Genomic DNA, 26,190 nt, shown 5'->3' on the forward strand with positions numbered 1-26,190 from the left:
CCGCGACGGGCTTACCGGTAACGCCCATCGCGGCTGAAGCCGCTCCTGCATTCGCCGTCCATTCCATGTGGCATGCGCATCGCCCGCGCACTCAGCTTCGCTGTCGCCCGACACGACACGCCGCACGCCATCGGTATCGGTATCGGTATCGGTGCGCGGCCGTGGTGCACGGCCGTGGTGCACGGCTCAGTCGCGCTGCGCGCGGGCTTCCTGCAGGCTGCTCACGCTGGCGACCGACGGCCCGGTGAACGCGATCAACTGATCGCCGAGCAGCACCAGGCGCCCGCTGTGGCGGTCGGTGCCATCGTAGGAATAGTCGAAGCGGAAGCTGCGCTCGAAGCCGAGCCAGCCATTGGGCAGGCGCCGCAGGCGCAGGCCGGTGCCGTGCACGCTCTGGTCCAGCCACTGCACGTCGGCGGCCTTGCAGGCGTTGCGGCCGAGGATTTCGGCGCGTTCGGCGGCCGCACGCGAGGCGTTCCAGAACGCGAACACCGCGGCGCCGGCGATCATCAACAGGATCAGGCTGGGCATGGCGCCACTGTAGCGAGGCGCTGGTAGGCGGGCAATCTTGCTTGGGCTGGGATTGGGATTCGGGAATGGGGAATGGCAAGAGCTGCGCCTCGCGCGCTGCTCGTAGATGTCTTGGGGCGGTGCAGCGGCTGACGGACGCCTCCGGTCCCCGCCGTGGTCCTGAGCGAGGCATCTGCATGCATTGATGACGCGCGGTGTGCGTCCACCGGACTCCCGGTGTTGAGAGGCGCCCTGGTGTTGCGATTGGACGAATACGCTTTAGCGCTGTGGCTGTGACTGCGGTTCCGTCTTGGGTGCCTGGTTGCCGGTGGGCGCGGTGGGGTGCGGCGCTGCTGGTGTCGCGTTGGGTATGGGGGATGCCGCCGCCGGCGTGTTCGGGCCGGTGGGTGGTGCGGGCGGTGCGGGCGGGGCGGCGGGCGTGCCGGGGACCGCACTGGCCGCGGGCGCGGCTGGCGTCGTCACCGGCGCGGCGGCGGGATCGATCGGGGCGGGCGGCAGCAGCACCTGCGCCTGCGGTTGCAGCTTCAGCAGGGCGGACCAGTCCTGGCGATTGAAGTCGCACAGTTCCTCGTGGCCGGGCGTGCATTCGAGCGCGGCGCCTTCGTCGTTCTGGTCCTGCGCCAGCGGCGCATCCAGTTGCAGGCGCCCGCTGCGGTCCAGCTTGAGCTTGCGCATGGTCACTGCGTTGAACACGTTGCCGCCGATCAGGTACAGGGTCTGGTCGCCGCCGACATTGGCTGCGACCACGATGTCGCAATGCGATTCCCACGGCAGCGGGCGGCCGCGCGCCAGCGCCTCGCGCAGGCCGGCGGTGCCGACCGGCTGCCGGCGTCCGCGCAGGAAGCACAGCAGATCGCCGGGGGCAGGCTTTTCCTGCTGCGGGTCGGCGAAGCGATAGGGCAGGCCGTCGGCGCCGGCCTGGTAGGCGGCGCGGATGTAGTCGATATGCCGGATCGAGGTGTGGAAGCCGGCCACGCCGGCGCGCACCATCACGTAGGACACGAAGGCTGCCGACCACGGGTTGTCGACGATGAAGGCGCGGCAGTCGTTCTCGCGGTAGCGCGACCCGTCCAACTGCTGGCAGCTCTCGGCACCGTCGAAGCGGCCCATTGCGCCCAGCGTGCCGCTGTCGCGCCAGTAGGTGGCGACGCGCTGCCAGGCTTCGATGCCGTCGTCGGCAAGGTCGGCGCGCTCGGCCTCGGTGACGCGCAGGCCGGCCAGGCGGCCGTCGCGATCGATGAACGGGCGCCACCACAGCCGGTGCTCGTTGCAGGCGGTGCGCACGATCGCCACCGCCGCCGGGGTCAGGCCGAAGCGCGGCGGCAGATCGCAGACTTCCGCGGCCGCGGCGCGGCCGGCGGGAAACAGGGCGGCGACACACAGCAGCGCGAACCAGGGGCGGAACATCGGCGGACTCGGTGGGGACGGGGAAGCGCGCAGCGTCGCAGAGCGGCGTTGGCGAGGCCGTGAAGTGTAGGGCGTGCCGCGCGATCCAGGCAGATCGCGCCGTGCTGGCTAGCGCGTTTGCCGGCGGATCAGGCACTTCGCGATTTGCCCTTGGGGGTGGTGGGAATCACCCAGCGGGGTGGAAACGATCAACGTCGCGACTGGGCCATGCGTGCGGACATGCACGCATGGGATGTATCCGCATTCGCCGCGGGTGTGGAATGGGCGCGCGGTCGCCTCGTCGCGGCTCTGGCCGCCTACTGCGGCGGCGTTCCGAGTTTCAGCGACAGATCCACGGCCTGCACATGCTTGGTGAGTGCGCCGATGGAGATGCAGTCGACGCCGTCCTGCGCGATCGCGCGCACCGCCTCCAGGTCGACGCCGCCGGAGACTTCCAGCGGAATCGCGCGATTGAACGGTGCGGCCGTGGCGATCGCCACCGCGTCGCGGCGCTGTTCCGCAGTGAAGTCGTCGATCAGGATGCGATCGCAGCCGGCCTGCAGCGCTTCGCGCAGTTGCTCCAGAGTTTCCACCTCGACCACCAGCGGCAGCGCCGGCCACTGCGCGCGCGCGGCGGCCACCGCCGCAGGCAGCGAGCCGGCGGCGTGGATGTGGTTTTCCTTGAGCATCACCGTGTCGTACAGGCCGATGCGGTGGTTGCTGCCGCCGCCGCAGCGCACCGCGTACTTCTGCGCCAGGCGCAGGCCAGGCAGGGTCTTGCGCGTGTCCAGGATGCGCGCGCCGGTGCCGGCGACCGCGGCCACGTAGGCGGCGGTGGCGGTGGCGGTGGCCGACAGGGTCTGCAGGAAGTTCAGCGACGCGCGCTCGGCGCTGACCAGGGCGCGACTGCGCCCGTGCAGCAACGCCAGCACCGTGCCGGCGGCCACGCGTTGGCCTTCGGCCACCTGCCAGTCGATCCGGACCTGCGGATCCAGCGCCTGGTGGCAGGCGTCGAACCAGGGGCGGCCGGCGATCACGGCGTCCTGCTTGCACAGCAGGTAGGCGCTGTCGGCGCGGTCGGGCAGCAGCGCGGCGGTGACGTCGCCGCTGCCGAGATCCTCGGCCAGCGCACGCGCGACATCGGCGGCGATCAGCTCCGCGGCGGGCGCCTGCGGCGGCGCCATGTCGCGGCTCATTTGGCCGGGAAGTCGGCGAGCTGGGCGGTGCCGATGGCCTCTTCGGCCAGCAGCACCGGGATGCCGTCGTCGACGCGGAACACCTGCTTGCGGTCGCGGGTGATCAGGGCTTCGCGCAGCGGTTGCGCCTGCGCACTGCCATCGGCGCGCTGCACGCCGCCGGCGGCGATGGCGCGGTTCAATGCCTCCAGGCCGCGCGCCTCCAGCAGCGCCAGCGGTTGGCGGGTGTCGGGCGAGCACAGCAGGTCGAGCAGTTTGCGGTCCATCCGGTCTTCGTCTTGCGTGGAAGACGGCTAGAATACGTCTTTAAGGCAGGGGACGGCCATGACCTCCAAGCAAACCGCGCCGCTCGTCGGCATCGTGATGGGTTCCCGCTCCGACTGGGAGACCATGCAGCATGCGGCGCAGAAACTCGATGCGCTGGGTGTGCCCTATGAAGTGAAGGTGGTGTCGGCGCACCGCACCCCCGACGTGTTGTTCTCCTATGCCGAGCAAGCGTCTGGGCGCGGCCTGCGCGCGATCGTGGCCGGTGCCGGCGGCGCCGCGCACCTGCCGGGCATGCTCGCGGCCAAGACCGCGGTTCCGGTGCTGGGCGTGCCGGTGCAGTCCAAGGCGCTCAACGGCATGGACTCGCTGCTGTCGATCGTGCAGATGCCGGCCGGCATCCCGGTGGCCACCTTCGCGATCGGCAATGCCGGCGCGGCCAACGCCGCGCTGTTTGCCGCGGCGATGCTGGCCCACGACCACGCTGAGATCGGTGCCGCGCTGGGCGAGTTCCGTCAGCGCCAGACCGACGACGTGATGGCCAAGGACGATCCGCGCCAATGACCACCGTCGGCATCCTGGGAGCGGGGCAGTTGGCACGCATGATGGCGGTGGCCGGCGTGCCGCTGGGCCTGCGATTCGCGCTGCTGGATCCGGCGGCCGATGCCTGCGCCGGGCAGATCGCGCCGCTGCGGGTCGGCGACTATGCCGACGAGACCGCGCTGGCCGCGTTCGCCGACGCGGTCGACGTGGCGACCTTCGATTTCGAGAACGTGCCTGCGGCCAGCGCCGGTTGGCTGGCCGGGCAGGTGCCGGTGTTCCCGAGCCCGGATGCGCTGGCCGTGGCGCAGGATCGCCTGGCCGAGAAGACCGTGTTCCGTGAACTCGGCATTCCCGTGCCGGCGTTCGCCGCGATCGACACCCGCGCCGATCTGGACGCGGCGCTGGCGCAGGTCGGCACGCCGTGCATCCTCAAGACCCGCCGGCTCGGCTACGACGGCAAGGGCCAGTTCCGCATCGCCTCCGCCGCCGACGCCGATGCGGCCTGGGCGGCGCTGGGCGCGCAGGCGGCCAGCGTCGGCCTGATCGCCGAGGCGTTCGTGCCGTTCCAGCGCGAGGTCAGCGTGGTGGCGGTGCGCGGCCGCGACGGCGAGTTCCGCACCTGGCCGCTGACCGAGAACTGGCATGTGCACGGCGTGCTGTCGGCCAGCCTGGCGCCGGCGCAGGCCGATGCCGCGCTTGAGCAGGCGGCGGTGGCGCATGCGCGTGCCCTGGCCGAACGCCTGCAGTACGTCGGCGTGTTCGCGCTGGAACTGTTCTGCCGCGACGGCGAACTGCTGGCCAACGAGATGGCCCCGCGCGTGCACAACTCCGGCCACTGGACCATCGAAGGCGCGGAGACCTCGCAGTTCGAGAACCACCTGCGCGCGGTGCTGGGGCTGCCGCTGGGCTCCACGCGCATGCGTGGCCATGCCTGCATGCTCAACTGGATCGGCGCGATGCCCGACGCCGCACCGGTCCTGGCGCAGCCCGGCGGGCATTGGCACGACTACGGCAAGCAGCCGCGCGAAGGCCGCAAGGTCGGCCACGCCACCCTGCGCGAGGACACGCCGGAGGCGCTGGCGCTGGCCCTGCAGACCGTGGGCGCGCAACTGCAGCGCGAGGCCCAGGTCGCCCCGGTGATCGCCGCGTTGCGCGGCGAGCGCTGAACCAGCAGCAGGAGCGCCCAGGCCACGCCTGGGCCAGGAACCGGCAGCCACGGCCGCCGCTCCTGCGAATCTCCAATCCCGACTCCCCAATCCCCGCTCACCGCAGATTGGACGCCGCGAACTCCCAATTGACCAGTTTCCAGAACGCCTGCAGATAGCGCGCGCGGTCGCCGGGATGGTCGATGTAGTAGGCGTGTTCCCAGACGTCGCAGCCGAGCAGCGGCGTGTCGTCGCCGGTCAGCGGGGTGCCGGCGTTGGCGGTGCTGACCACGGCCAGGTTGCCGTCGGGACGCTGCACCAGCCACACCCAGCCCGAACCGAACAGCGCCAGGGCCATGCGCTCGAACTCGGCCTTGAACCGCGCCACGTCGCCGAAACTCCTGGTCAGGCGCTCGCCGAGCGCGCCGCCCGGTTCGCCGCCGCCGCGCGGGCGCAGGCCGCGCCAGTAGAACTCGTGATTCCAGACCTCGGCCGCCTCCTGGAACAGCCGGCCCTGCGCGCGCCGCAGCAGGTCCGGCAGCGCCAGCTCGGCCAGGTCGCTACCGGCGAGCCGCGCATTGAGCCGTTCCACCAAGGCGCGCTGGTGCTGGCCGTGGTGCTGTTCCACCGCGGCGGCGGACAGGTGCGGGGCCAGCGCCGCGGCGGCGTAGGGCAGGGGAGCGAGTTCGATGGGCATGGATCCTCTGGCGGTTTCGGGCGCGCGTCGCGGTACTGCCGCGCGCAGGGCTTACACTATGTGGCTACGCGAGAGTCTAGCCGACCGCCAAGGTCGTTCTTTCGCCCCAGCAGGAGAGAACCCGCATGCAGGTGATGGAGCGCATCCAGGCCGACGTCGAACGCCATCCCATCGTGTTGTTCATGAAGGGCACGCCGCAGTACCCGATGTGCGGCTTTTCCAGCCGCGCGTTGCAGGCGTTGCTGGCCGCCGGCGCCGACCGCCTGCACACCGTCAACGTGCTCGACGAGCCCGAGATCCGGGCCAATCTGCCGCGCTATTCGAACTGGCCGACGTTCCCGCAGCTGTTCATCCATGGCGAGCTGATCGGCGGCTGCGACATCACCATGGAGCTGTTCGAGTCCGGCGAGTTGCAGCGCATCGTGACCGAGGCCTACCAGTCGTGAGTGCGCCTGCGTCGCCGCAGGCCGGCGCGCTGGCGCAGCGGGTGGTCCTGGTCAGCGGCGCCGCCGGCGGGCTCGGCAGCGCTGCGGCGCTGGCCTGCGCCCAGGCGGGGGCCGCCGTGGTCCTGCTCGGGCACAAGCCGGCACGCTTGAACCGCGTCTACGACGCGATCGCCGCGGTCGGCGCCGCGCCGCTGCTGTACCCGCTGGACCTGCTCGGCGCCACTCCGCCGGACTACGCGACCCTGGCCGAGCGCCTGCAGGGCGAGCTCGGCCGCCTGGACGGGCTGCTGCACTGCGCCGCCGACTTTGCCGGGCTGACCCCGTTCGAGCATGCCGATCCGGCCCAGTTCGCGCGCGCGATCCACGTCAACCTGACCGCCGCGGCCTGGCTGACCCAGGCCTGCCTGCCGTTGCTGCGACAGGCCGAGGATGCCGCGATCGTGTTCGCGGTGGACGATCCGGCGCGGGTCGGCCAGGCCTACTGGGGCGGCTACGGCGCGGCCCAGCACGGCCGCCGCGGCCTGCTGGCGAGCCTGCACGGCGAGCTGGCCGCCTCGCGCGTGCGCGTGTCCGGCCTGCAGCCGGGGCCGATGCGCACCGCCTTGCGCGCCCGCGCCTACACCCATCAAGAAGACCGCGACGCGGTCGATCCGGCGCGCTACGCAGACGCCTGCGTCGACCTGCTGTCGCCCGCCGGCGCCGCGCACCGCGGCGCAATCTGGAATCCCCTGGCATGACCATCCTGTCGGCAGCGCTGCTGCTGTTCCTGATCCTCGACCCGCTGGGCAACATCCCGGTGTTCCTCAGCGTGCTCAAGCCGCTGCCGGCGCGGCGCCAGCGCGTCGTGCTGGCGCGCGAACTGCTGATCGCGCTGGGCGTGCTGATGGGCTTCCTGTGGGGCGGCAAGTACGCCCTGGAAGTGATGCACCTGCGCCAGGAGTCGGTGGCGATCGCCGGTGGCATCGTGCTGTTCCTGATCGGCATCCGCATGATCTTCCCGCGCCCGGAAGGGCTGATGGGCGAAATTCCCGACGGCGAGCCCTTCATCGTGCCGCTGGCCATCCCGCTGGTCGCCGGCCCTTCCGGCATGGCTGCGGTGATGCTGATGGGCAGCAACGAGCCGACCCGGCTGGGCGAGTGGAGCCTGGCGCTGATCCTGGCCTGGCTGGCGACCTCGGCCCTGCTGTTCTCCGGCACGCTGCTGTACAAGCTGCTCGGCATGCGCGTGCTGACCGCGGTCGAGCGGCTGATGGGCATGCTGCTGGTGGCGATCTCGGTGCAGATGTTCCTGGACGGGCTCAGCGCTTATCTGAAGCTGCCGGTCGCCGGCTGAGGTTGCATCGCGGCCGAGTCGGGGGCGCCGTGGGGACGGCGCGCTGGCCCCGGGCGGGCCTCGCTTCGAGCACGCCAGGCTGCTTGCTGCGGCCCCTTCAGGCGGCACGGGTAGGGGGCGTGGCCGGCGGCGGTCCCGGGCGGCCTTGCGTGCCTGTCCCGGCGTTGTCGCCGAAGCCCGCCAGGACTGGGATCGACGTCTTCTGATGTCCGCTTGTGCCGCGTTGTCACGGTTTGGCAACAAATTGGCCCTATGGTGTTAAACTCATGTTAACCCTTGCGGGGAATCGGCAAGGGTGACCAGCCCCCTCATTCCGCGGCCGTGCGTCCGTACCCCGCACGGCCTGCCATGCGCATTTCGTCAAACTCCATCGAGGCTATTGCAATGATTCAACCCCGTCTGCGGATGTCCAAGCTCACTCTGGGCCTCGTTGCGGCGCTGGCCGCGGCGCCGGTGTTCGCCCAGAGCACCTCCGCCGGTGTCGGCGGTGTGGTGACCCACGGCGGCCAGCCGGTCGCCGGCGCCGAGGTGACCATCACCCACGTCGAGTCGGGCACGGTCAGCCGCGCCACCACCGATGCCGCCGGTCGCTACAACGCGCGCGGCCTGCGCGTCGGCGGTCCGTACAGCATCACCATCACCAAGTCGGGTGACGGCACCAAGACCGAAGACGGCGTGTACCTGAGCGTCAACCAGAACGCCACCATCAACGCCGACCTGACCGGCGACATGGCTGCGCCGACCACGCTGGAGACGGTCAACGCGGTCGCCATCGCCACCGGCTCGGAAGTGTTCAGCGCCACCAAGATGGGCTCGGGCACCAACGTCGGCCGCGAGCAGATCGAAGCGCTGCCGTCGATCAACGGCAACATCCAGGACTACATGCGCCTGGATCCGCGCGTGGCCTTCGTCGATCGCGCCTCGGGCACGATCAGCGCCGGCGGCCTGAACCCGCGCTACAACTCGATCAACATCGACGGCGTCTCGGCCAGCGACACCTTCGGCCTGGAAGGCAACAACATGACCACCCGGCGTCAGCCGGTGTCGATGGAAGCGATCGAAGCCATCGACGTCAACCTGTCCAACTACGACGTCAGCATCGCCAGCGCCGCCGGCGCCACCGTCAACGCGGTGACCAAGTCCGGTACCAACGAGTTCCACGGTTCGGTGTACGGCAGCTATCGCGATGGCGACTGGTTCGGCGACAACCCGGACGGCAGCAAGTTCAACGGCTTCACCAAGGAGAAGACCTACGGCGCGACCTTCGGCGGCCCGATCGTCAAGGACAAGCTGTTCTTCTTCGCCAACTACGAGAAGTTCCAGCAGGACGCGCCGGGCCTCGACCTGGGCAGCACCGCGCTGGGCAAGGCCAACGCCAAGTACGGCATGGCCGACGTGACCCGCGCCCAGCAGATCGCCAAGAACTACGGCTTCGACGCCGGCACCCTGGACAGCGACGGCAACACCGACCTGAAGGAATACGCGCTCAAGCTGGACTGGAACATCAGCGACAACCACCGCGCCAGCTTCCGCTACAGCAAGCTCGACCAGAGCAAGCTGCGCATCAATGGTGCCGGCAACTCCAGCCAGGCCTCGCTGAGCTCGTACTGGTACCAGCACGAGAAGTCTGTCGAGAGCTACGTCGGCCAGCTGTTCAGCGACTGGTCCGAGAACTTCTCCACCGAGTTCAAGGTGTCCTACCGCGACTACTCCGCGATCCGCGTGGTGCCGACCAACGCGCCGAGCATCGCCGTGTACTTCGACGGTTCGGTCGCCAACCCGACCGGCGACGTGCTGTTCCTGGGCACCGAGACCAACTCGCAGGGCAACATCCTCACCACCAAGACCTGGAACTACTACGGTGCGGGCACCCTGACCCTGGACAACCACAACCTGAAGTTCGGCGTCGACTACAGCACCAACGACATCTACAACCTGTACGGCCGCAACACCTGGGGCGTGTACACCTTCTTCGGCCTGGACAACTTCGCCAGCGGCCGCTGGAGCTCGTACCAGCTCAACCAGGAGCGTAGCCCGGGTTCGATCGCGGCCGACTACAAGAACAGCAACCTCGGCCTGTTCGTGCAGGACACCTGGTACGTCAACAACAACCTGACCCTGACCCTGGGCCTGCGTGGCGATCGCGCGAAGGTGAGCCCGGATCCGACCTACAACGCCGCGGCGCAGGCCTACTTCGGCTACGACAACAGCAAGATCTTCAACGGCGATTTCCTGATCCAGCCGCGCGTCGGCTTCAACTACACCTTCGACACCGACCGTCCGACCCAGCTGCGCGGTGGCGTGGGCCTGTTCCAGGGCGATGCGCCGCAGGTGTGGATCGGCAACAGCTACTCCAACACCGGCTTCAACTACAACGCTTATAGCCTGACCACGTACGATCCGACGGTGCCGTTCAGCGCCAACAAGGATACCCAGCCGGTCCCGAATCGTCCCGGTTCGGCGACCCAGGGCGTGAGCTTCGTCGGCAACGACTTCAAGCTGCCGTCGCTGTACAAGGCCAACCTGGCCCTGGATCACGAACTGCCGTGGTACGGCATCGTGGCCTCGGCCGAGCTGCTGGTGACCAAGGTCAACAACGGCCTGTACTACAAGAGCCTGAACATCGGTCGCGTCAACAGCCCTGGCCAGGATCCGAGCCCGGCCTACTACGGTCCGGATGGCCGCGCGCTGTACTGGAACCCGGCGCAGACCGGTCGTCCGTGGGCCACTGGCAACAACCGCTACAACCGCAATCCGGCGTATAGCGACGTCTACCTGATCGACAACACCGACAAGGGCAAGACCCAGCAGTTCACCGTGTCGCTGTCCAAGCCGTTCAGCGAAGGCGGCGACTGGTCCTGGACCCTGGGCTACACCTACACCCACGCCACCGAAGTCGGTTCGCTGACCAGCTCCACCGCCAGCTCGGGCTGGGGCTACCAGTACGCCTTCAACGCCAACTCGGAAACCGAGAACACCTCGCGCTACGAGATCAAGGACCGGATCTCCGGCTCGCTGGACTGGAAGCACATGTTCTTCGGCGACTACGAGACCCGCGTGGGCCTGGTCTACGAAGGCCGCAGCGGCCGTCCGTACAGCTACGTGTTCAACGGCGACGCCAACGGCGACGGCCGTTCGACCAACGACCTGTTCTACGTGCCGAAGGGCCCGGGCGATGTGCTGTTCGGTACGCTGAGCAACACCGGTGCGTTCACCGCCAACCCGGCGCTGCAGCAGCAGTTCTTCGACTGGCTGGCCAAGAACCCGCAGCTGGCCAAGTACGCCGGCAGCTACGCCCCGGCCAACGGCTTCCGTTCCGGCTGGATCAACACCTTCGACGTGCGTATCACCCAGCAGCTGCCCGGCTTCTTCAAGGGCCACAAGTCCGAGGTCTGGCTGGACATCCAGAACGTGGGCAACCTGCTGAACAAGAAGTGGGGCCGGATCTACGACTACGGCTTCTACGCCGACGCCCGTGTCGCCAACCTGCAGGGCATCTACCAGGGCAAGTACGTGTACAACACCCTGTACACCGACCAGCCGACGGCCGCCAACGCCGACGCCGACGGTTTCAACACCGGCGTGTCGCAGTGGTCGCTGCAGTTGGGCTTCCGCTATCAGTTCTGATCGCGGCGCACGCTAGCTGAAGCGTTGGAAACGGCCGGGGCGACCCGGCCGTTTTCTTTTTATGGGGGCTGACGTTAAAGTCGCCGGCTGACGACACCGACAAGACATTCGATATGACGACCAGCAATACGGCGGCGCGCGCGCTGCCGGTAGTGGATGCGCGGATCTACCCGCGCGGCGGCCTGGACATCCTCTCGCGCGTGGAAGTGGCGCGCCTGCGCGACGCCTCCAGCGGCGGCCTGCACGAACTGCTGCGGCGCTGCGCGCTGGCGGTGCTGACCAGCGGCAGCGCCTCGGACGATCCGCGCGCGGCGCGCGATCTGTATCCCGATTTCGACATCCAGGTGGTGCAGCGCGACCGTGGCGTGCGCATCGACCTGCTCAACGCGCCGGCGATGGCCTTCGTCGACGGCGAGATCATCAATGGCGTGGCCGAGCTGCTGTTCGCCGTGGTCCGCGACCTGGCCTACATGGCCATCGAGCTGGGCCCCGAATCCAGCACCGACCTGCAGTCCAGCGAAGGCATCACCAATGCGGTGTTCGGCCAGTTGCGTAATGCGCGCATCCTGCAGCCGACCGATCCCAAGCTGGTGGTGTGCTGGGGCGGCCATTCGATCTCGCGCGACGAGTACCTGTACACCAAGCAGGTCGGCTACGAGCTTGGCCTGCGCGGGCTGGACATCTGCACCGGTTGCGGCCCGGGCGCGATGAAGGGGCCGATGAAGGGCGCCACCATCGCCCATGCCAAGCAGCGCAAGCACGACAACCGCTACATCGGCGTGACCGAGCCGGGCATCATCGCCGCCGAGTCGCCGAACCCGATCGTCAACCACCTGGTGATCATGCCGGACATCGAGAAGCGCCTGGAGGCCTTCGTCCGCATCGGCCACGGCATCATCGTGTTCCCCGGCGGTGTCGGCACCGCCGAGGAGATCCTGTATCTGCTCGGCATCCTGCTGCGCGAGGAGAACCGCGACCTGCCGTTCCCGCTGATCCTCACCGGCCCGACCATCGCCGCGCCGTATTTCGAGCAGATCGACCGCTTCCTGCGCCTGACCCTGGGCGAAGTGGCCACCTCGCGCTACGAGATCGTGGTCGGCGATCCGGTGGCGGTGGCGCGCAAGATGGCCGCCGGCATCCAGCACGTGCGCACGCACCGCAAGGAGCAGAAGGACGCGTTCTACTTCAACTGGTCGGTGGACATCCCGCTGGAGTATCAGCGTCCGTTCGAGCCGACCCATGAGGCGATGGCCGCGCTGGATCTGCACCATGGCCGTCCGCCGCATGCGCTGGCCGCGGACCTGCGCCGCGCCTTCTCCGGCATCGTCGCCGGCAACGTCAAGGAAGACGGCATGCGCCGTATCGAGCAGCATGGCCCGTTCGAGATCCACGGCGATGCGGACATGATGCAGGCCCTGGACGAGTTGCTGCGCGCCTTCGTCGAACAGCGCCGCATGAAGATCTCCGGCGAGTATCGGCCCTGCTACCGGGTCATGGCCTGAGTCCGATCCGGATCGTCGCGACGAACCAGGCGCCATCGCTGGCGGTGTGCAGCGAGGCGCCTTCCAGGCTGTCCAGGCGCGTGCGCAGCGCCGACAGGCCGACGCGGTGACCGCGGCCGATATGCGGCGACAGGCCGCCTATCGGCACCGGATTGCGCACGCTGATCTCCAGGGCGCCGTCGCGTTCGCCGATGGCGATGCCGATCTCGCCGCCCTCGGCACTGCATTCGATGCCGTGGTGCACGGCGTTCTCCAGTAGCGGTTGCAGCGACAGCCGCGGAATCCGCACCGGTGCCGGCGCCTTCGGCACCTCCCAATGGACGCGCAGGCGTGGCCCGAAGCGAATCGCCTCGATGTCCAGGTAACGCCTGGCCAGGTCGATCTCGTCCTGCAGGTCGACCAGGTCCGGCGCGGCCAGCGCGGCGCGGAACAGATCCGACAGATCCATCAGCAGTTGTTCCACCTGTTGCGGTTGCCGGTGCACCAGCATCACCGCGGTATTGAGCGTGTTGAACAGGAAATGAGGCTGCACGCGCGCGGTCAGTGCGTCGATCTCGGCCTGCTTGGCGCGTTCCACCAGTTGCTTGATGCGCACGTGGTTGTGCAGCGCGGCCATGCCGAGCAGGCCGATCAGCAGGGCGATGCCGGACAACTGCAGCGACAGCGTCAGCCATGCGCGGTCGGAGAGCTGCCAGTAGTCGCCGAAGGCATAGAGAATCACGCCGCTGATCAGCCAGGTCAGTGCCTGCATCAGGCCCAGTGTGGCCACGGTGATGGACAGGAAGCCGCATCCGGCCAGCGCCCGGCGCAACAGCAGCAGGCTCGCCAGGGTCAGCAGCGCGACCCACTGGATGCCCAGCGACGCCAGCCCGAAGTAGACCCAGCGGCTCCCTGCCATGCCCGTGCCCGGGACCGGGGTCAGGGCCAGGATGGCCGCGATGCACTCGCCGGCCATCACGATCCAGATCAGGGTCGAGGGTTGCTTGAGGACCTGGAGCTGGTCCTTGGAGTAGGCGGAGGCGGGCATCGGGGCGAAAGGCGGTGGGGCAGGGCCGAGATGCATCATGCCGGCTGGCGCCCTGTCGCGCACGGTCCGTCCACTCCCCCATATCCGCCATCCGTCGGCAACGGCTGGCGCGGTCGCGGTCCGGCCGCTAGCGTGGCCGGCGGGAGAATCTGGGGAAGGATATGGCTGTTCCTTGCGCGCGTGGCCTTGCCGAACGGACGCAGCGTGGTTTCACGCTGGTGGAATTGATGGTCACCGTGGCGGTGCTGGCGATCATCATGGCGCTGGCGGTGCCCAGTTTCACCGGTCTGATTCGCAGCAACCGCTTGACCGGCGCCGCCAACGAACTGATCGCCGCGGTGCAGTTGACGCGCTCGGAGGCGGTGCGCCTGAACGGTGGCGTCAGCCTGTGCCGCAGCGACGACGGTGCGACCTGCGCCAGCGGCGGCAACTGGACCCGCTACCTGACCGTGGCCCGCGACGGCACCGTGCTGCGCAGCACGACCCTGCGCACTGGCCTGGTCGTCACCAGTACGACCCTGGATGCGATGGGCGACAAGCTGACCTTCGGAGCGGACGGCATCGCGCGCAACAGCAGCGGTACGCCGGTGACAGGAGGCATCGTCGTCTGCATGGCGGTTACCAACCCATCCAACAATGTCCGGAGCGTCAAACTGATGGGCGGCAGCCGCGCCCAGGTCACATCGACATCCGACGGCGGCAGCTGCACCACCACCGGCTGAGCCGGTTCCGGCAAGCGGAGACACCATGAAGCGGTTCGAGAACGGCAGACACATGGCGGGCGTCACCCTCATCGAGGTGATGATCTCGGTGCTGATCCTGGGGGTGGGGATGCTGGGCGTGGCGGCGATGCAGACCACGGCGCTACGCAACAACCAGAGCGCGCTGCAGCGCAGCCAGATCGTCATGCAGACCTACACCATCCTCGATGCGATGCGGGCCAACCGCAGCGCGGCGATGCTGGGGGCCTACAACACCGGCAGCATGCTCTGCACGGCGCCGGCGGCGGGCGACCTGGTGGCGAACGACAAGGCGGTCTGGCTCAGCGGGTTGAAGGCGGCGATCGGGGGCGACCCGGCCACCACGTGCGGCTCCATCGCCTGCAACGACGGCAATTGCACGATCACCGTGCAATGGGACGACAGCCGCGGCGTGAACTCCAGTGCTGGCGGCAACACCAGCGGCAGCGCGACCCAGACCCTGAGCACGACGGCCCAACTGTGAACACACTGATCGCGCGGGCGCTGCCACGGCGCCAATCCGGCTTCAACCTGATCGAGCTGATGATCTCGATGCTGCTCGGCCTGCTGGTGGTCGGTGCGGCGATCGGCATCTTTCTCTCCAACCGCCAGACCTATGCGGCGACCGAGGGCCTCAGCCGGCTCCAGGAGTCGGCCCGGACCGGTTTCGAGATGATGGCGCAGGATATCCGCGAGGCCGGCGGCAATCCTTGCGATTCCGGATTGCCGGTCGCGAACGTGCTGAACAATCCCACGGCGAGCTGGTGGATGAATTGGGCGCTGCCGCTGACGGGCTACAAAAACAGCAACCCGTCCGGTCTCACCGTCACGGCAGGGACCGACGCGATCCAGATCCTCTCCGCGGGTACCGGCGGCGCCACCGTGACCGCGCACAACCCGGCGAACCAGACGCTGACGCTCAACGCGGCAGCACCGGACCTGCACAGCAACGCGATCATGCTGCTGTGCGATCGCCAGCAACTGGCCGTGCTGCAGGTGAACAGCGTTTCCGGCACCACGGCCAGTTACGCGAGCGGCGGCCTCAATACCTGCACACGGCTCGGACGCCTGCCGGGCGTGTGCGTCGCCGGCTCGAACAATTACACCTACGAGATCAACTCCATCCTGACCGAAGTGCGGGCGGTGCGCTGGTATGTCGCGGCCAGCAGCGGAGGAACGGGCGGCACCTCCTTGTATCAGGAAGTGGCCTTGCCGGGCGGCACGAGCCAGAAGAACGAAATCGCCGATGGCGTCACCGGCCTGCAGTTCAAGTATCTGTCCACCGGCGGCACCGCCTATGCCGATGCCAGCGGCGTGGGCAACTGGGCCAACGTGATCGCGGTGAAGATCGACATGACCGTCAGCGCCGATACGTCGGCCGGCGCCAACAAGCAGCCGGTGACGCGGACATTCAGCACGATCGTGAGCATCAGGAACCGGAACCCGTGAACACGTCGCCATCGCCCCGCCGGCAGTCCGGCATTTCGCTCATCGTCGTCCTGTTGCTGTTGCTGGTGATGACCCTGCTGGGGCTCGCCGTCTTGCGCGGCACGCTGCTGCAGGAGCGCATGTCCTCCAACATGTACGACCGCAGCCTGGGGTTCCAGGCCGCCGAAGGCGCATTGCGCGATGCGGAGAAGCTGATTCAGACAGAGGCTGGCAAGGGCAACACCGTCGGCTTCAACTGCGTGAAGGTCCCCGGCACCGTATGCCCTGCCGTTCCCAGCAACACGTATACCGGCAATGCCTCCAGCGGCTGTGCGCTGGGCACCCAGGAGTGCTGGGTGGACGGCACGGTGACGCCGACGGGCCAGGCCGTGCCGGCCCAGTACTACATCCAGTATCTGGGCCAGCGCACCAGCGAGGATCAGCTGGGCCTGGGGTCGAGCATCAATCAGAACCAATACGGCGGCACCGGCGGCACCTCGCTGGAGCACTACTACCGCGTCATCGCGCGCAGCGGCAACCCGGCCGCGTCCAATGGCCGGGCCATCGTCGTGCTGCAGACCAACGTCACCGTCAAGTAAGGATCCCACTATGACCAGTCGAGCGAAGAAGACGACGTACCGGGACTGGCTCCTTGCCGTGGTGGCCGGTCTATTCATCGGTACCGTCGGCGGCGCCGGTGCGGATGTGGATGTCTCGCAGTCGCCGCTGTATGTGGGTAGTGACGTGCCTGGTAACCTCGCTATCGTTGCGTCAGTGGAATATCCAACCGCGATCAGTGTGGCGAATCTGGGGGATTTCGCTATCGGTCCAAAGTATGTGGGGTACTTCGACTCAGGGAAATGTTATAAGTATAATTATGACAAAATTGAGGCTAATCGCTACTTTTATCCTGTAAATAATTCGGTCGCAAAGCCTGATGCTAATTATCAGTGCAATGTGGATGGTTATTGGTCGGGTAATTTCCTGAATTGGGCTGCCACCCAAACTATCGATCCATTCCGTTCAGCTATGACGGGTGGCTATCGGGTCGTGGATACGCCAACGACAACTATTCTTGAGAAAGCAATTGGTGATAGACCTGACCAAGGCGATTTTCCTCGTCGCACTGTATCTAATGCGAATGCTATCAAGGGTGGGATAGCTTCCAAATGGGGCGTCCTCAGGATTCGGGTTGATGGATTAGGGAGTCAGATGTGGATAAGCAACAATCTTGATCTCAAGAATGTGTCCACTCCAGTATATGACTACAATCCTGCCGTGCATACGCTGGATGGCGGCTGCTTGGAGAAGAATATACTTGGCTTATGCACTCTGAGGGATAATAATGCTATTTTCGCCGTCAGTATAAGGGTTAAGGTTTGTGATAACGCCGCTGGCCTTGAAGATAATTGTGTTGCATATTCCCAGGGGTACAAGCCTGAGGGACTTATCCAACAGTATTCTCGGCGAATAAAGTATAGCATTTTTGGATATCTTAATATCGACGGGAATGACGTCGATACCGGCATATTGCGGTCCCGGCAAAAATTCGTCGGACCAAAGACTTATGCGCCGGAGCAAGGGGTTGCTGCTAATCCGAACTCTGAGTGGGATCCTTCGACGGGGGTGCTCGCAGTAAATCCTGACAAAGCAGACGCTGATGCGACAAGTTTGCTGGTGGGTGGTAATAGGTCAATTCAGAATAGCGGGGTGATCAATTACCTGAATAAGTTTGGCCAAATGAATACTGGCAAGAATATTAAAAGTAATGACGACGTAAGTGAACTCTATTACGCAGCCTTGAGGTATTTCAAGAAGCAGGGGGACGTGCCTGCGTATTCAGCATTCACGAGTAGTGACGCTAATGTGCGATATCAGCAGGCTGATGCATTTCCCGTCATCACAAAGTGGAACGAAAAGGGGCTCGACCCAATTTCGTACTGGTGTCAAACAAATGTGATCTTGGGTATTGGTGATACGAATACGCATAATGATAAAAATCTTCCCGGCAATCAGGGTTATGGTAAAACTAGTCGAGACAACGAACCTGCGATGCCACCGGAAATTCAGGCTGACAGCACCGTGGATGTGGTGAAGTTGTTGACTCGTATTCTGAAAATGGAAGGTGAGTCGGACGATGTTGCATTAAGTCGCTCCGTAGAAAAAGGATTTAATAATGTCGGCTTGGGGAACTCTGGTTATATCGCGGCGCTTGCTTATCATGCGCACACCAAGGATTTGCGTCCTGATTTGAAGGGCAGTCAAACAATTTCGACGCATTGGGTCGATGTGGTCGAAGGTGGGGGGTATAAGACTAAGCTAACAAACCAGTATTGGCTTGCCGGTAAATATGGTGGCTTCGCCGTGCCCGCTGGATATGATTCTGATACGAATGAAACACCCCTGGCATTGGGTTCTTGGTGGACAAGCAATGAGTATGTAGGTGCAAGCACAAGTTTTCAGCGCGCAGACAATTTCTACGTAGCGAATGAGGCTACAAAGATGGTCGCAAGTTTGCGCAAGGCTTTTGAGCGCATCCTGGATGAGATGAGGGGGTCTGCAGCATCTCTCGCCAGCAACACCACCAAGCTGGAAGCCGGAGCGCGCACCTACCAGTCGGTGTTCTACAGCGGTACCTGGCGTGGCGATGTGGTGGCGTACGACGTCAACCAGACCACCGGCGCGCTGACGCAGGCGTGGAGCGCGACCGCACAGTTCCCGACCTGGAATGCCCGGACGATCAAGTTCGCTAACTCGGCCGGAAATCTGGACGACTTCGTCTACGGCAAACTGGGCAATACGCCGTTGTCCTCGGCCACGCAAAACCAGATCGACTATCTGCGTGGCGATCGCTCGCAGGAGAAGGCCAACGGTGGCGTCCTGCGTACCCGTAGCGGCATCCTTGGCGACATCGTCAACTCGCAGCCGGTCTATGTGGGAGCACCCAACCCACGGCTGTACACGACGGCGACGTTCAACGGCGCCAGCGCTTATGCCTCCTTCGCTGCGGCCAAGTCCACGCGCGCGCCGATGATCTATGTCGGTGCCAATGACGGCATGCTGCATGGGTTCGATGCCAGCAGTGGTGCTGAGAAGTTCGCCTTCGTGCCGAGAGCAGCGATGACCGGACTGCTCAACTACACCGATCCGAACTACGAGCACCGCTATTACGTGGATGGCGAACTCACCGTGTCGGACGTCTACTCCGGGGGCAGCTGGCGCTCGGTGCTGATCGGCACCATGGGGCGGGGCGGAAAGGGCATGTTCGCGCTGGATGTCACCGATCCCAACAACATCACTCTGCTGTGGGACAAAACCTCCACGGCCACCGATCTCGTCGGACTGGGCAACAATCTCGGCAAGCCGATCATCGGGCAGCTCGCCAACGGCCAGTGGTACGCGATGCTCGGCAATGGTCCTAACAGCAGCGGCGATTCGGCCGATCTCATCCTGGTGAATGCCATCACCGGTGCGTCCAGCCGTATCCAGACGGGGTCGAGCGGCAACAATGGCCTGTCCGGTGTCCTGGCCTGGTCGTCCAACAACGATTTCATCGTCGATCGTCTGTACGCTGGCGATCTCAACGGGAATGTCTGGCGGTTCGACATGTCCGGCGCGACCGGGACGGTGCGCCAGCTGTTCTCCGCCAACTATGCGTCCAAGGCGCAACCGATCACCGCTGCACCCACGGCGGCGAAGGATCCGGCGACGGGCCTGACCTGGGTGTTCTTCGGGACCGGCAAGTACCTGTCCAGCGGCGATCTGGGCAACAAGGACGTGCAGAGTTGGTATGGCCTGATCGACCGCGGCAGCACCATCCCCTCCAATCGTTCCACCCTGAACAAGGTCAACATCCTGCAGGAAGGCACCGTCAACGGCTTTGCCGTGCGCGTGATCGAGGACAAGCCCAACGCCGGGCAGGATGGCTGGTACATGGACCTGCTGTCGCCTCCCGGCACGCCGCAGGGCGAGCGCATGGTGGTGTCCAACTTCTTCCAGGGCACGGCGCTGATCGGGACCACGCGTATTCCGGATTCGGGCGATGTGTGCAGCCCCAGCGGCAAGGGCTTCGTGATGGCGATCAACCCGTTCACCGGCGGCCGGCTGTCGCAATCCTTCTTCGACCTGGACGGCAGCGGCGGATCCAGCACCGGCGATACACTCAATGGCACACCCGTGTCCGGCATCGGCCTGAACAGCAGCCCCAACAGTCCGATCTTCATCGGCAACCAGATGCAGATCGCGTTGGATAACGCGAGTACGACCACGCTCGGTACCAACAGCAGCGCGCTCAGCATGAAGCGCGTGTCCTGGCGCGAACTTCTGAGGAACAATTGATGCGACTTTCTTCCTTTCCGTCCCGCCGGCAGCACGGCTTCACCCTGATCGAACTGATGATCGTGGTCGCGATCGTGGGTGTTCTGGCGGCGATCGCGTTCGCCAGCTATCAGTCGCACGTGGTCAAGGCCCGTCGCTCGGCGGCGTCCGTGTGCTTGCAGCAAGGGGCGCAGCTCATCGAGCGCTACTACACCACCAAGCTGACGTATGAGGGTGTTCCCAAGCCTCAGTGCGGAAGCGATGCCGTGCAGTTCTACAACGTCGATTTCACAGGTACGCCGAATGCCAACACGTTCAAGTTGACGGCGACGCCGACCGGTCCGCAGTTGGCCAACGACACCCAGTGCGGCGCGCTCAGCATCGATCAGAAGGGGACGCGTACGACGTCTACCGGCGCGGGCGAGGGCACCTGCTGGTGAAGCTGGGCCGGTAGGGCGCAGTTGCAGTCAGGAAAGCACGGGTTCACCCCTTGCGGTCGGCATGAGGCCTCTATACAATGCGCCTCCCCGCCCGAATAGCTCAGCCGGTTAGAGCACTTGACTGTTAATCAGGGGGTCGTTGGTTCGAGTCCAACTTCGGGCGCCAAATCCGCAAAGGCCGCGAGCGATCGCGGCCTTTGCTTTTGTGCGTCAGTCCGGCGTCCGGCAGGGCATCGGTTCGGTCGCTTTTCGCGTGCGGATGCGTCCGGTGTTGTTCACCACCACCGCTGCGCGTAACCGGCCCCGCTCGCAGATGTTGACGGTCAGGTTGCTGCCGGCGCTGCGCCCATCGGGCAGGAAGCGGACCGAGGGGCGGCCTTGGTTGGAGCGCATGACCAGCTCGCCGGCGCCCGGTGCGCTGCCTTCACTGAGGATCCTGTCTGGCGCGATCGGCTGGCCTTGCCGTTCCGGATCGCGGAACACCAGCCAGCCGTGGCTCCAGTCGCTGTCGCTGCGGCAGCCGCCTTCCCCGTTGGACGGGCAGGCGCTGACCGGGACGCCGAAGCTGATCGCGCTGCTGCGTGCCAGGGCGAAGTGCGCGCTCAGCTGGTGCGTGGCCGCCGTCAATCGCTGGTTCGCCAGCAGTTCCCGGAACGCCGGCAGGCCGATGCCGGCGAGCAGACAGATCACCGCCATCACGATCATGGCCTCGAGCAATGTGTAGCCTTTGGCTGCAGCGTTCCGCATGTCCGTCGTCTCCCGGTGCGAGGTCGCCAGTCTCGCGGCCGGGCGGCAGGGCTTGAATGAGGGGGTTGTGCGTTCCCATGTAGGAAATCTCCCCGGCGCGGGGTCGGCCGACACTGTCGGCCTCGCTCTTCACCTTGAGGCTTGTGCATGTCCGACCGTTTCCAACTCGTATCGCCGTATTCGCCGGCCGGCGACCAGCCGCAGGCGATCGAGAAGCTGGTGGCCGGCTTCGAGGCCGGCCTGGCCAAGCAGACCCTGCTCGGCGTGACCGGGTCGGGCAAGACCTACACCATCGCCAACGTGGTCCAGGCGATCCAGAAGCCGACCCTGGTGATGGCGCCGAACAAGACGCTGGCGGCGCAGTTGTACGGCGAATTCAAGGCGTTCTTCCCCAACAACGCGGTCGAGTACTTTGTCAGCTACTACGACTACTACCAGCCCGAGGCCTACGTGCCGTCCTCGGACACCTTCATCGAGAAGGACAGTTCGATCAACGAGCACATCGAGCAGATGCGCCTGGCCGCGACCAAGACCCTGCTGTCGCGGCGCGATGCGCTGGTGGTGGCGACGGTCTCGGCGATCTACGGCTTGGGTGCGCCGGAGGACTACCTGTCGCTGCGGCTGATCCTGTCGATCGGCGAGCACGTGGAGCAGCGCCAGTTGATCCGCCACCTGACCGACCTGCAGTACACCCGCAACGAGTACGAATTGCACCGCGGCAGTTTCCGCGTACGCGGCGAGGTCATCGATGTGTTCCCGGCCGAATCCGACAGCGAGGCCTTGCGCATCGAACTGTTCGACGGCGACGTGGAGCAGCTGACCCTGTTCGATCCGCTGACAGGCGAGACACTGCGCAAGCTGCAGCGCTACACGATCTACCCCAAGACCCACTACGCCACCACCCGCGAGCGCACGCTCAGCGCGGTGGACACGATCAAGCTGGAGCTGAAGGATCGGCTCGAACAGCTGTATGCGCAGAACAAGCTGGTCGAGGCGCAGCGGCTGGCGCAGCGTACCCAGTTCGACCTGGAAATGATGGCCGAGGTCGGCTTCTGCAACGGCATCGAGAACTACTCGCGGCATCTGACCGGCAAGGCGCCGGGCGAACCGCCGCCGACCCTGTTCGACTACCTGCCGCCGGACGCCTTGTTGGTGGTGGACGAGTCGCACGTCACCGTGCCGCAGATCGGCGCGATGTACAAAGGCGACCGCTCGCGCAAGGAGACCCTGGTGGAGTTCGGCTTCCGCCTGCCATCGGCACTGGACAACCGGCCGCTGCGCTTCGAGGAATGGGAGGCGCGCTCGCCGCGCAGTATCTACGTCTCGGCCACGCCGGGGCCCTACGAGTTGCGCGAGTCGGCCGGCGAGATCACCGAACTGGTGGTGCGCCCGACCGGGCTGATCGATCCGGAAGTGGAGATCCGGCCGGTGGCGACCCAGGTCGATGATCTGCTGTCGGAGATCAACCTGCGCGTAGCCGATGGCGACCGCGTCCTGGTCACCACGCTGACCAAGCGCATGGCCGAGAACCTCACCGAGTACCTCGGCGAGCACGGGGTGAAGGTGCGCTACCTGCACTCGGACATCGACACGGTGGAGCGCGTGGAGATCATCCGCGACCTGCGCCTGGGCAAGTTCGACGTGCTGGTCGGCATCAACCTGCTGCGCGAGGGCCTGGACATGCCGGAGGTCTCTTTGGTCGCGATCCTCGATGCCGACAAGGAAGGCTTCCTGCGCTCCACCGGCTCGTTGATCCAGACCATCGGCCGTGCCGCGCGCAACCTGCGCGGCAAGGCCATCCTCTACGCGGACAAGATGACGCGTTCGATGCAGGCCGCGATCGACGAAACCGGGCGCCGCCGCGAGAAGCAGGTGGAGTACAACCTGGAACACGGGATCGTCCCGAAGTCGGTGGCGCGCCCGATCGTGGACATCCTGGAGGGCGCGCGCGAGGACGCGACCGAGGCCAAGTCGGGCAAGGGCAAAGGCAAGGGCAAGGCGCGCCGGGTCGCGGAAGAGCCGGCCGACTACCGGGCGCTGGCGCCAGCGGAGATCGCCGCACGGCTCAAGGCGCTGGAGCAGGAGATGTACCAGCACGCGCGCGACCTGGAGTTCGAGGATGCGGCGCGGGTGCGCGACCAGATCAAGAAGCTGCGCGATGCCAGTCTGGTCGGCTAGGCGGGCCGCAGCGGTGCCTGATCGGAAGGTGGGTATTGTTCTTGTCCGCCAGGTGGGCTAAGATTCGCGCCCCTGCAGCGGTGCGCCGCGGCAGAGAAGGGCGGTTAGCTCAGCGGTAGAGCACTACCTTGACATGGTAGGGGTCACAGGTTCGAACCCTGTACCGCCCACCACGACGCGAAAAAGCGAACGTGGAAACGACAAAGCCGGCAGACGCCGGCTTTTTTGTGTCTGCGCTCACGCCACCGGGTGCGCTCGGACGCTGGCCGCGCGGCCGGGCTTGCTTTAGCATCCGAGCGGACGATCAGGCGAGGAGGCCAGGCGCATGGTGGAATACCATCATACGGTGCAAGTCAAAGGACGCTACCAGCTCGTGGCGTTGACCCGGGAGCCGGACTACAGCCCGGCCAACGTGGTGGGCTATACGGTCACCACCGACGGCGGTGCGCGGGTGGATCCGCACGACATGTCGTGGGACGAGGCGCGTGTCTTCCTGGACACCCTGATCGAGCGCGATCGGGACGCGGTCAGCGCGGAAAAGAAGCCCTCGCGGAACAAGCCGAGCACGCGGCAGCGTCGCTAGCGCGTCTGCACGTCTGGGCGGTCGCAAGCCCACCAGCAGTACTCGCCGGGCAGGACGTGCCGGAGTCCCGGGCATTGCGCAGGCGCCATCTGGGGCCTGGCGCTTGTGACGGGCCGACCTCCCTGGCCAAGCGCCGTTTCCGGTCGATGCCGTGCTTGCAGGTCCCCCCGACGCGCACACCACCGACGCAACTCCTCTCAAAGCGCGGAACTCGCTCTAGAATGTCGGCCAGGATGGATCAGGGAGGATAGGGCTTGTCGAATCGTAAACTCGTTGCGGCGGCGCTCGTCGTCGTGCTCACGGCCGTCTGCGGCTATTTCCTGTCCGGCTACCTGGTCCTGCTGCTGCTGAAGCTGGACACGCGGATGTTCGGGCTAGGCACCTACTACCAGTACGTTCATGCCATCGGCTTGCCGGAGGTGGCTCCGTACGTCGGCAAGATCAAATGGGCCGGCTACCTCGGCTTCGGCTTGCCCGGTCTGGTGGCCCTGCTGATCCTGGTGCTGATGTTCAGGCCGCCCAAGCGCAGCCTGCATGGCGACGCGCGCTTCGCCGGCGCGGCCGACCTGTCCAAGCATGGGCTGTTCAAGACCAGCGGCGACGGCATCGTGGTCGGCAAGTTCCGCGGCAAGCTGGTGCGCCTCAGTGGCCAGCAGTTCGTGATCCTGGCGGCCCCGACCCGGTCGGGCAAGGGCGTCGGCGTGGTCATTCCGAACCTGCTGGAGTACCAGGAATCGGTGGTCGTCCTGGACATCAAGCAGGAGAACTTCGATCTGACCAGCGGCTGGCGCGCCAGCCAGGGCCAGGAGGTGTTCCTGTTCAATCCGTTCGCCGAGGATCGTCGCACCCATCGCTGGAATCCGCTCAGCTATGTCTCCGACGATCCGGCGTTCCGCGTCTCGGACCTGATGAGCATCGCCGCCATGTTGTATCCGGATGGCTCCGACGACCAGAAGTTCTGGGTCAGTCAGGCACGCAATGCGTTCATGGCGTTCTCGCTCTACCTGTTCGAGAACTGGGACGACGAGCGCAACATCGGCTTCCCCGGCGGTCTCGGCACGCCGACGCTGGGCGCGATCTACCGCCTGTCGTCCGGCGACGGCACCGACCTGAAGAAGTACCTTAAGTCGCTGTCGGAGCGGCGCTTCCTCAGCGGCAATGCCAAGTCGGCGTTCTCCAACCTGCTGTCGCAGGCGGACGAGACCTTCGCCTCGATCATGGGCACGCTCAAGGAGCCGCTCAACGCCTGGATCAACCCGGTGCTGGATGCGGCCACCAGCGACAACGACTTCCTGCTGACCGACCTGCGCAAGAAGAAGATGACCATCTACATCGGCATCCAGCCCAACAAGCTGGCCGAGAGCCGCCTGATCATCAACCTGTTCTTCAGCCAGATCATCAACCTCAACACCAAGGAACTGCCCAAGAGCAATCCGGCGCTGAAGTATCAGTGCCTGCTGCTGATGGACGAGTTCACCGCGATCGGCAAGGTCGACATCATCGCCTCGGCAGTGTCATATATGGCTGGCTACAATGTCCGCCTTCTGCCGATCATCCAGAGCATGGCGCAGCTCGATGCCACCTATGGCAAGGACATCTCGCGGACCATCATCACGAATCATGCACTGCAGATTCTCTACGCTCCGCGCGAGCAGCAGGATGCCAACGACTACTCCGAGATGCTCGGCTACACCACCTTCCGCAAGAAGAACGTCACCCGCGGCAAGGATGTGACCCGAAGCGTGTCGGAGGAGAAGCGGGCGCTGATGCTGCCGCAAGAGTTGAAGGCGATGGGCAACGATCAAGAGGTGTTCTTGTACGAGGGCATTCCGCATCCGGTGAAGTGCGACAAGATCAAGTACTACAAGGATCGCTACTTCACCGCGCGGCTGCGTCCCAAAGTCGATATTCCGACACTCTCGATATGAAAGTGTGACGAAAAACACCTATTTTTTGGGCGTATTTATCATTTGAACGTTTTTTTGCCAAATGCTTGACGTGGGCATGCCCCTGCGGCACATTCTCGCGAGTATGGCGGTGCGTTGGTAACAGAAACAGAA

At 65.7% G+C, this 26,190-nt stretch carries 23 protein-coding genes and 2 tRNA genes; 18 read left to right on the forward strand and 7 right to left on the reverse strand.

Going from position 1 to position 26,190, the window contains the following annotated elements; all coding sequences use genetic code 11:
- Positions 1-186 precede the first annotated feature (186 nt).
- The 4 genes from SLW52_RS11440 to SLW52_RS11455 all read right to left on the reverse strand — a co-directional run bounded on the left by SLW52_RS11440 (position 187) and on the right by SLW52_RS11455 (position 3,379).
- The gene (locus SLW52_RS11440; protein WP_017908204.1) at positions 187-531 is read right to left on the reverse strand and encodes a DUF3301 domain-containing protein; all 345 of its coding nucleotides are present in this window, start codon (positions 529-531) and stop codon (positions 187-189) included.
- 258 nt (positions 532-789) lie between these two features.
- Positions 790-1,938, reverse strand: coding sequence for a DUF2272 domain-containing protein (locus SLW52_RS11445; RefSeq protein ID WP_320740519.1), 1,149 nt, complete (start codon positions 1,936-1,938; stop codon positions 790-792).
- Between the two features lie 296 nt (positions 1,939-2,234).
- Positions 2,235-3,113 (reverse strand): carboxylating nicotinate-nucleotide diphosphorylase, encoded by an 879-nt coding sequence (gene nadC, locus SLW52_RS11450; protein ID WP_267092473.1) that lies wholly within the window; start codon positions 3,111-3,113, stop codon positions 2,235-2,237.
- A complete protein-coding gene (locus SLW52_RS11455; RefSeq protein WP_010342118.1) occupies positions 3,110-3,379 on the reverse strand; it encodes a Trm112 family protein in 270 nt (89 codons plus the stop codon). The genes nadC and SLW52_RS11455 overlap by 4 nt, the downstream gene beginning before the upstream one ends.
- A gap of 58 nt (positions 3,380-3,437) precedes the next feature.
- Here SLW52_RS11455 and purE point away from each other — a divergent pair, with 58 nt between their 5' ends.
- Both purE and SLW52_RS11465 read left to right on the forward strand, forming a co-directional pair.
- Positions 3,438-3,941 carry a 5-(carboxyamino)imidazole ribonucleotide mutase gene (purE, locus tag SLW52_RS11460; RefSeq protein ID WP_152182726.1) on the forward strand — a complete coding sequence of 168 codons (504 nt, stop codon included), beginning with the start codon at positions 3,438-3,440 and terminating at the stop codon, positions 3,939-3,941.
- Positions 3,938-5,086 (forward strand): 5-(carboxyamino)imidazole ribonucleotide synthase, encoded by a 1,149-nt coding sequence (locus SLW52_RS11465; protein WP_320740518.1) that lies wholly within the window; start codon positions 3,938-3,940, stop codon positions 5,084-5,086. Before purE ends, SLW52_RS11465 begins: the two co-directional genes overlap by 4 nt.
- A gap of 97 nt (positions 5,087-5,183) precedes the next feature.
- On the opposite strand, the gene SLW52_RS11470 is transcribed toward SLW52_RS11465, so the two are convergent.
- The gene (locus tag SLW52_RS11470; protein WP_152182728.1) at positions 5,184-5,762 is read right to left on the reverse strand and encodes a Fe-Mn family superoxide dismutase; all 579 of its coding nucleotides are present in this window, start codon (positions 5,760-5,762) and stop codon (positions 5,184-5,186) included.
- A gap of 125 nt (positions 5,763-5,887) precedes the next feature.
- Here SLW52_RS11470 and grxD point away from each other — a divergent pair, with 125 nt between their 5' ends.
- From grxD to ppnN, 5 genes are all read left to right on the forward strand, one after another.
- The gene (gene grxD, locus SLW52_RS11475) at positions 5,888-6,208 is read left to right on the forward strand and encodes a Grx4 family monothiol glutaredoxin (RefSeq protein WP_010342114.1); all 321 of its coding nucleotides are present in this window, start codon (positions 5,888-5,890) and stop codon (positions 6,206-6,208) included.
- On the forward strand, positions 6,205-6,945 hold the full coding sequence (locus SLW52_RS11480) for an SDR family NAD(P)-dependent oxidoreductase (RefSeq protein ID WP_267084486.1): 741 nt from the start codon (positions 6,205-6,207) through the stop codon (positions 6,943-6,945). The genes grxD and SLW52_RS11480 overlap by 4 nt, the downstream gene beginning before the upstream one ends.
- On the forward strand, positions 6,942-7,541 hold the full coding sequence (locus SLW52_RS11485; protein ID WP_017907241.1) for a MarC family protein: 600 nt from the start codon (positions 6,942-6,944) through the stop codon (positions 7,539-7,541). Before SLW52_RS11480 ends, SLW52_RS11485 begins: the two co-directional genes overlap by 4 nt.
- 405 nt (positions 7,542-7,946) lie before the next feature.
- On the forward strand, positions 7,947-11,168 hold the full coding sequence (locus SLW52_RS11490; RefSeq protein WP_320740517.1) for a TonB-dependent receptor: 3,222 nt from the start codon (positions 7,947-7,949) through the stop codon (positions 11,166-11,168).
- A gap of 113 nt (positions 11,169-11,281) precedes the next feature.
- Entirely contained in the window at positions 11,282-12,670 is a 1,389-nt protein-coding gene (gene ppnN / locus SLW52_RS11495; protein ID WP_017907239.1) for a nucleotide 5'-monophosphate nucleosidase PpnN, read from the forward strand.
- Here the strand turns inward: ppnN and SLW52_RS11500 are convergent.
- The gene (locus SLW52_RS11500) at positions 12,660-13,697 is read right to left on the reverse strand and encodes a histidine kinase (RefSeq protein ID WP_320740516.1); all 1,038 of its coding nucleotides are present in this window, start codon (positions 13,695-13,697) and stop codon (positions 12,660-12,662) included. The genes ppnN and SLW52_RS11500 overlap by 11 nt on opposite strands.
- 227 nt (positions 13,698-13,924) lie before the next feature.
- Here SLW52_RS11500 and SLW52_RS11505 point away from each other — a divergent pair, with 227 nt between their 5' ends.
- The 7 genes from SLW52_RS11505 to SLW52_RS11535 all read left to right on the forward strand — a co-directional run bounded on the left by SLW52_RS11505 (position 13,925) and on the right by SLW52_RS11535 (position 20,788).
- Positions 13,925-14,419 (forward strand): GspH/FimT family pseudopilin, encoded by a 495-nt coding sequence (locus tag SLW52_RS11505; protein WP_017911245.1) that lies wholly within the window; start codon positions 13,925-13,927, stop codon positions 14,417-14,419.
- 25 nt (positions 14,420-14,444) lie between these two features.
- The gene (gene pilV, locus SLW52_RS11510) at positions 14,445-14,921 is read left to right on the forward strand and encodes a type IV pilus modification protein PilV (protein WP_152235958.1); all 477 of its coding nucleotides are present in this window, start codon (positions 14,445-14,447) and stop codon (positions 14,919-14,921) included.
- Positions 14,918-15,886, forward strand: coding sequence for a PilW family protein (locus SLW52_RS11515; protein ID WP_152235959.1), 969 nt, complete (start codon positions 14,918-14,920; stop codon positions 15,884-15,886). The genes pilV and SLW52_RS11515 overlap by 4 nt, the downstream gene beginning before the upstream one ends.
- Positions 15,883-16,464: a PilX N-terminal domain-containing pilus assembly protein gene (locus tag SLW52_RS11520; RefSeq protein WP_017907234.1), complete on the forward strand. Its 582-nt coding sequence runs from the start codon at positions 15,883-15,885 to the stop codon at positions 16,462-16,464. The genes SLW52_RS11515 and SLW52_RS11520 overlap by 4 nt, the downstream gene beginning before the upstream one ends.
- A 10-nt stretch (positions 16,465-16,474) precedes the next feature.
- Positions 16,475-20,203 carry a pilus assembly protein gene (locus SLW52_RS11525; RefSeq protein ID WP_320740515.1) on the forward strand — a complete coding sequence of 1,243 codons (3,729 nt, stop codon included), beginning with the start codon at positions 16,475-16,477 and terminating at the stop codon, positions 20,201-20,203.
- Positions 20,203-20,622 carry a type IV pilin protein gene (locus SLW52_RS11530; protein WP_150409467.1) on the forward strand — a complete coding sequence of 140 codons (420 nt, stop codon included), beginning with the start codon at positions 20,203-20,205 and terminating at the stop codon, positions 20,620-20,622. Before SLW52_RS11525 ends, SLW52_RS11530 begins: the two co-directional genes overlap by 1 nt.
- Before the next feature lie 89 nt (positions 20,623-20,711).
- A tRNA-Asn gene (locus SLW52_RS11535) sits at positions 20,712-20,788 on the forward strand.
- Positions 20,789-20,832: 44 nt separating this feature from the next.
- Here the strand turns inward: SLW52_RS11535 and SLW52_RS11540 are convergent.
- Positions 20,833-21,483, reverse strand: a complete 651-nt coding sequence (locus SLW52_RS11540) for a Tfp pilus assembly protein FimT/FimU (RefSeq protein ID WP_320740514.1) — start codon at positions 21,481-21,483, stop codon at positions 20,833-20,835.
- A 33-nt stretch (positions 21,484-21,516) separates the two neighbouring features.
- On the opposite strand from SLW52_RS11540, the gene uvrB reads away from it, so the two are divergent.
- From uvrB to SLW52_RS11560, 4 genes are all read left to right on the forward strand, one after another.
- Positions 21,517-23,547 (forward strand): excinuclease ABC subunit UvrB, encoded by a 2,031-nt coding sequence (gene uvrB / locus SLW52_RS11545; protein WP_017916129.1) that lies wholly within the window; start codon positions 21,517-21,519, stop codon positions 23,545-23,547.
- 98 nt (positions 23,548-23,645) lie between these two features.
- Positions 23,646-23,720, forward strand: a tRNA-Val gene (locus SLW52_RS11550).
- A 152-nt stretch (positions 23,721-23,872) separates the two neighbouring features.
- Positions 23,873-24,130: a hypothetical protein gene (locus SLW52_RS11555; protein ID WP_152235963.1), complete on the forward strand. Its 258-nt coding sequence runs from the start codon at positions 23,873-23,875 to the stop codon at positions 24,128-24,130.
- 254 nt (positions 24,131-24,384) lie between these two features.
- Positions 24,385-26,058, forward strand: a complete 1,674-nt coding sequence (locus tag SLW52_RS11560) for a type IV secretory system conjugative DNA transfer family protein (RefSeq protein WP_026143628.1) — start codon at positions 24,385-24,387, stop codon at positions 26,056-26,058.
- Positions 26,059-26,190: the final 132 nt, after the last annotated feature.

The sequence above is a fragment of the Xanthomonas sp. LF02-5 genome, from assembly GCF_034105325.1.
Lineage (GTDB): Bacteria > Pseudomonadota > Gammaproteobacteria > Xanthomonadales > Xanthomonadaceae > Xanthomonas_A > Xanthomonas_A sontii.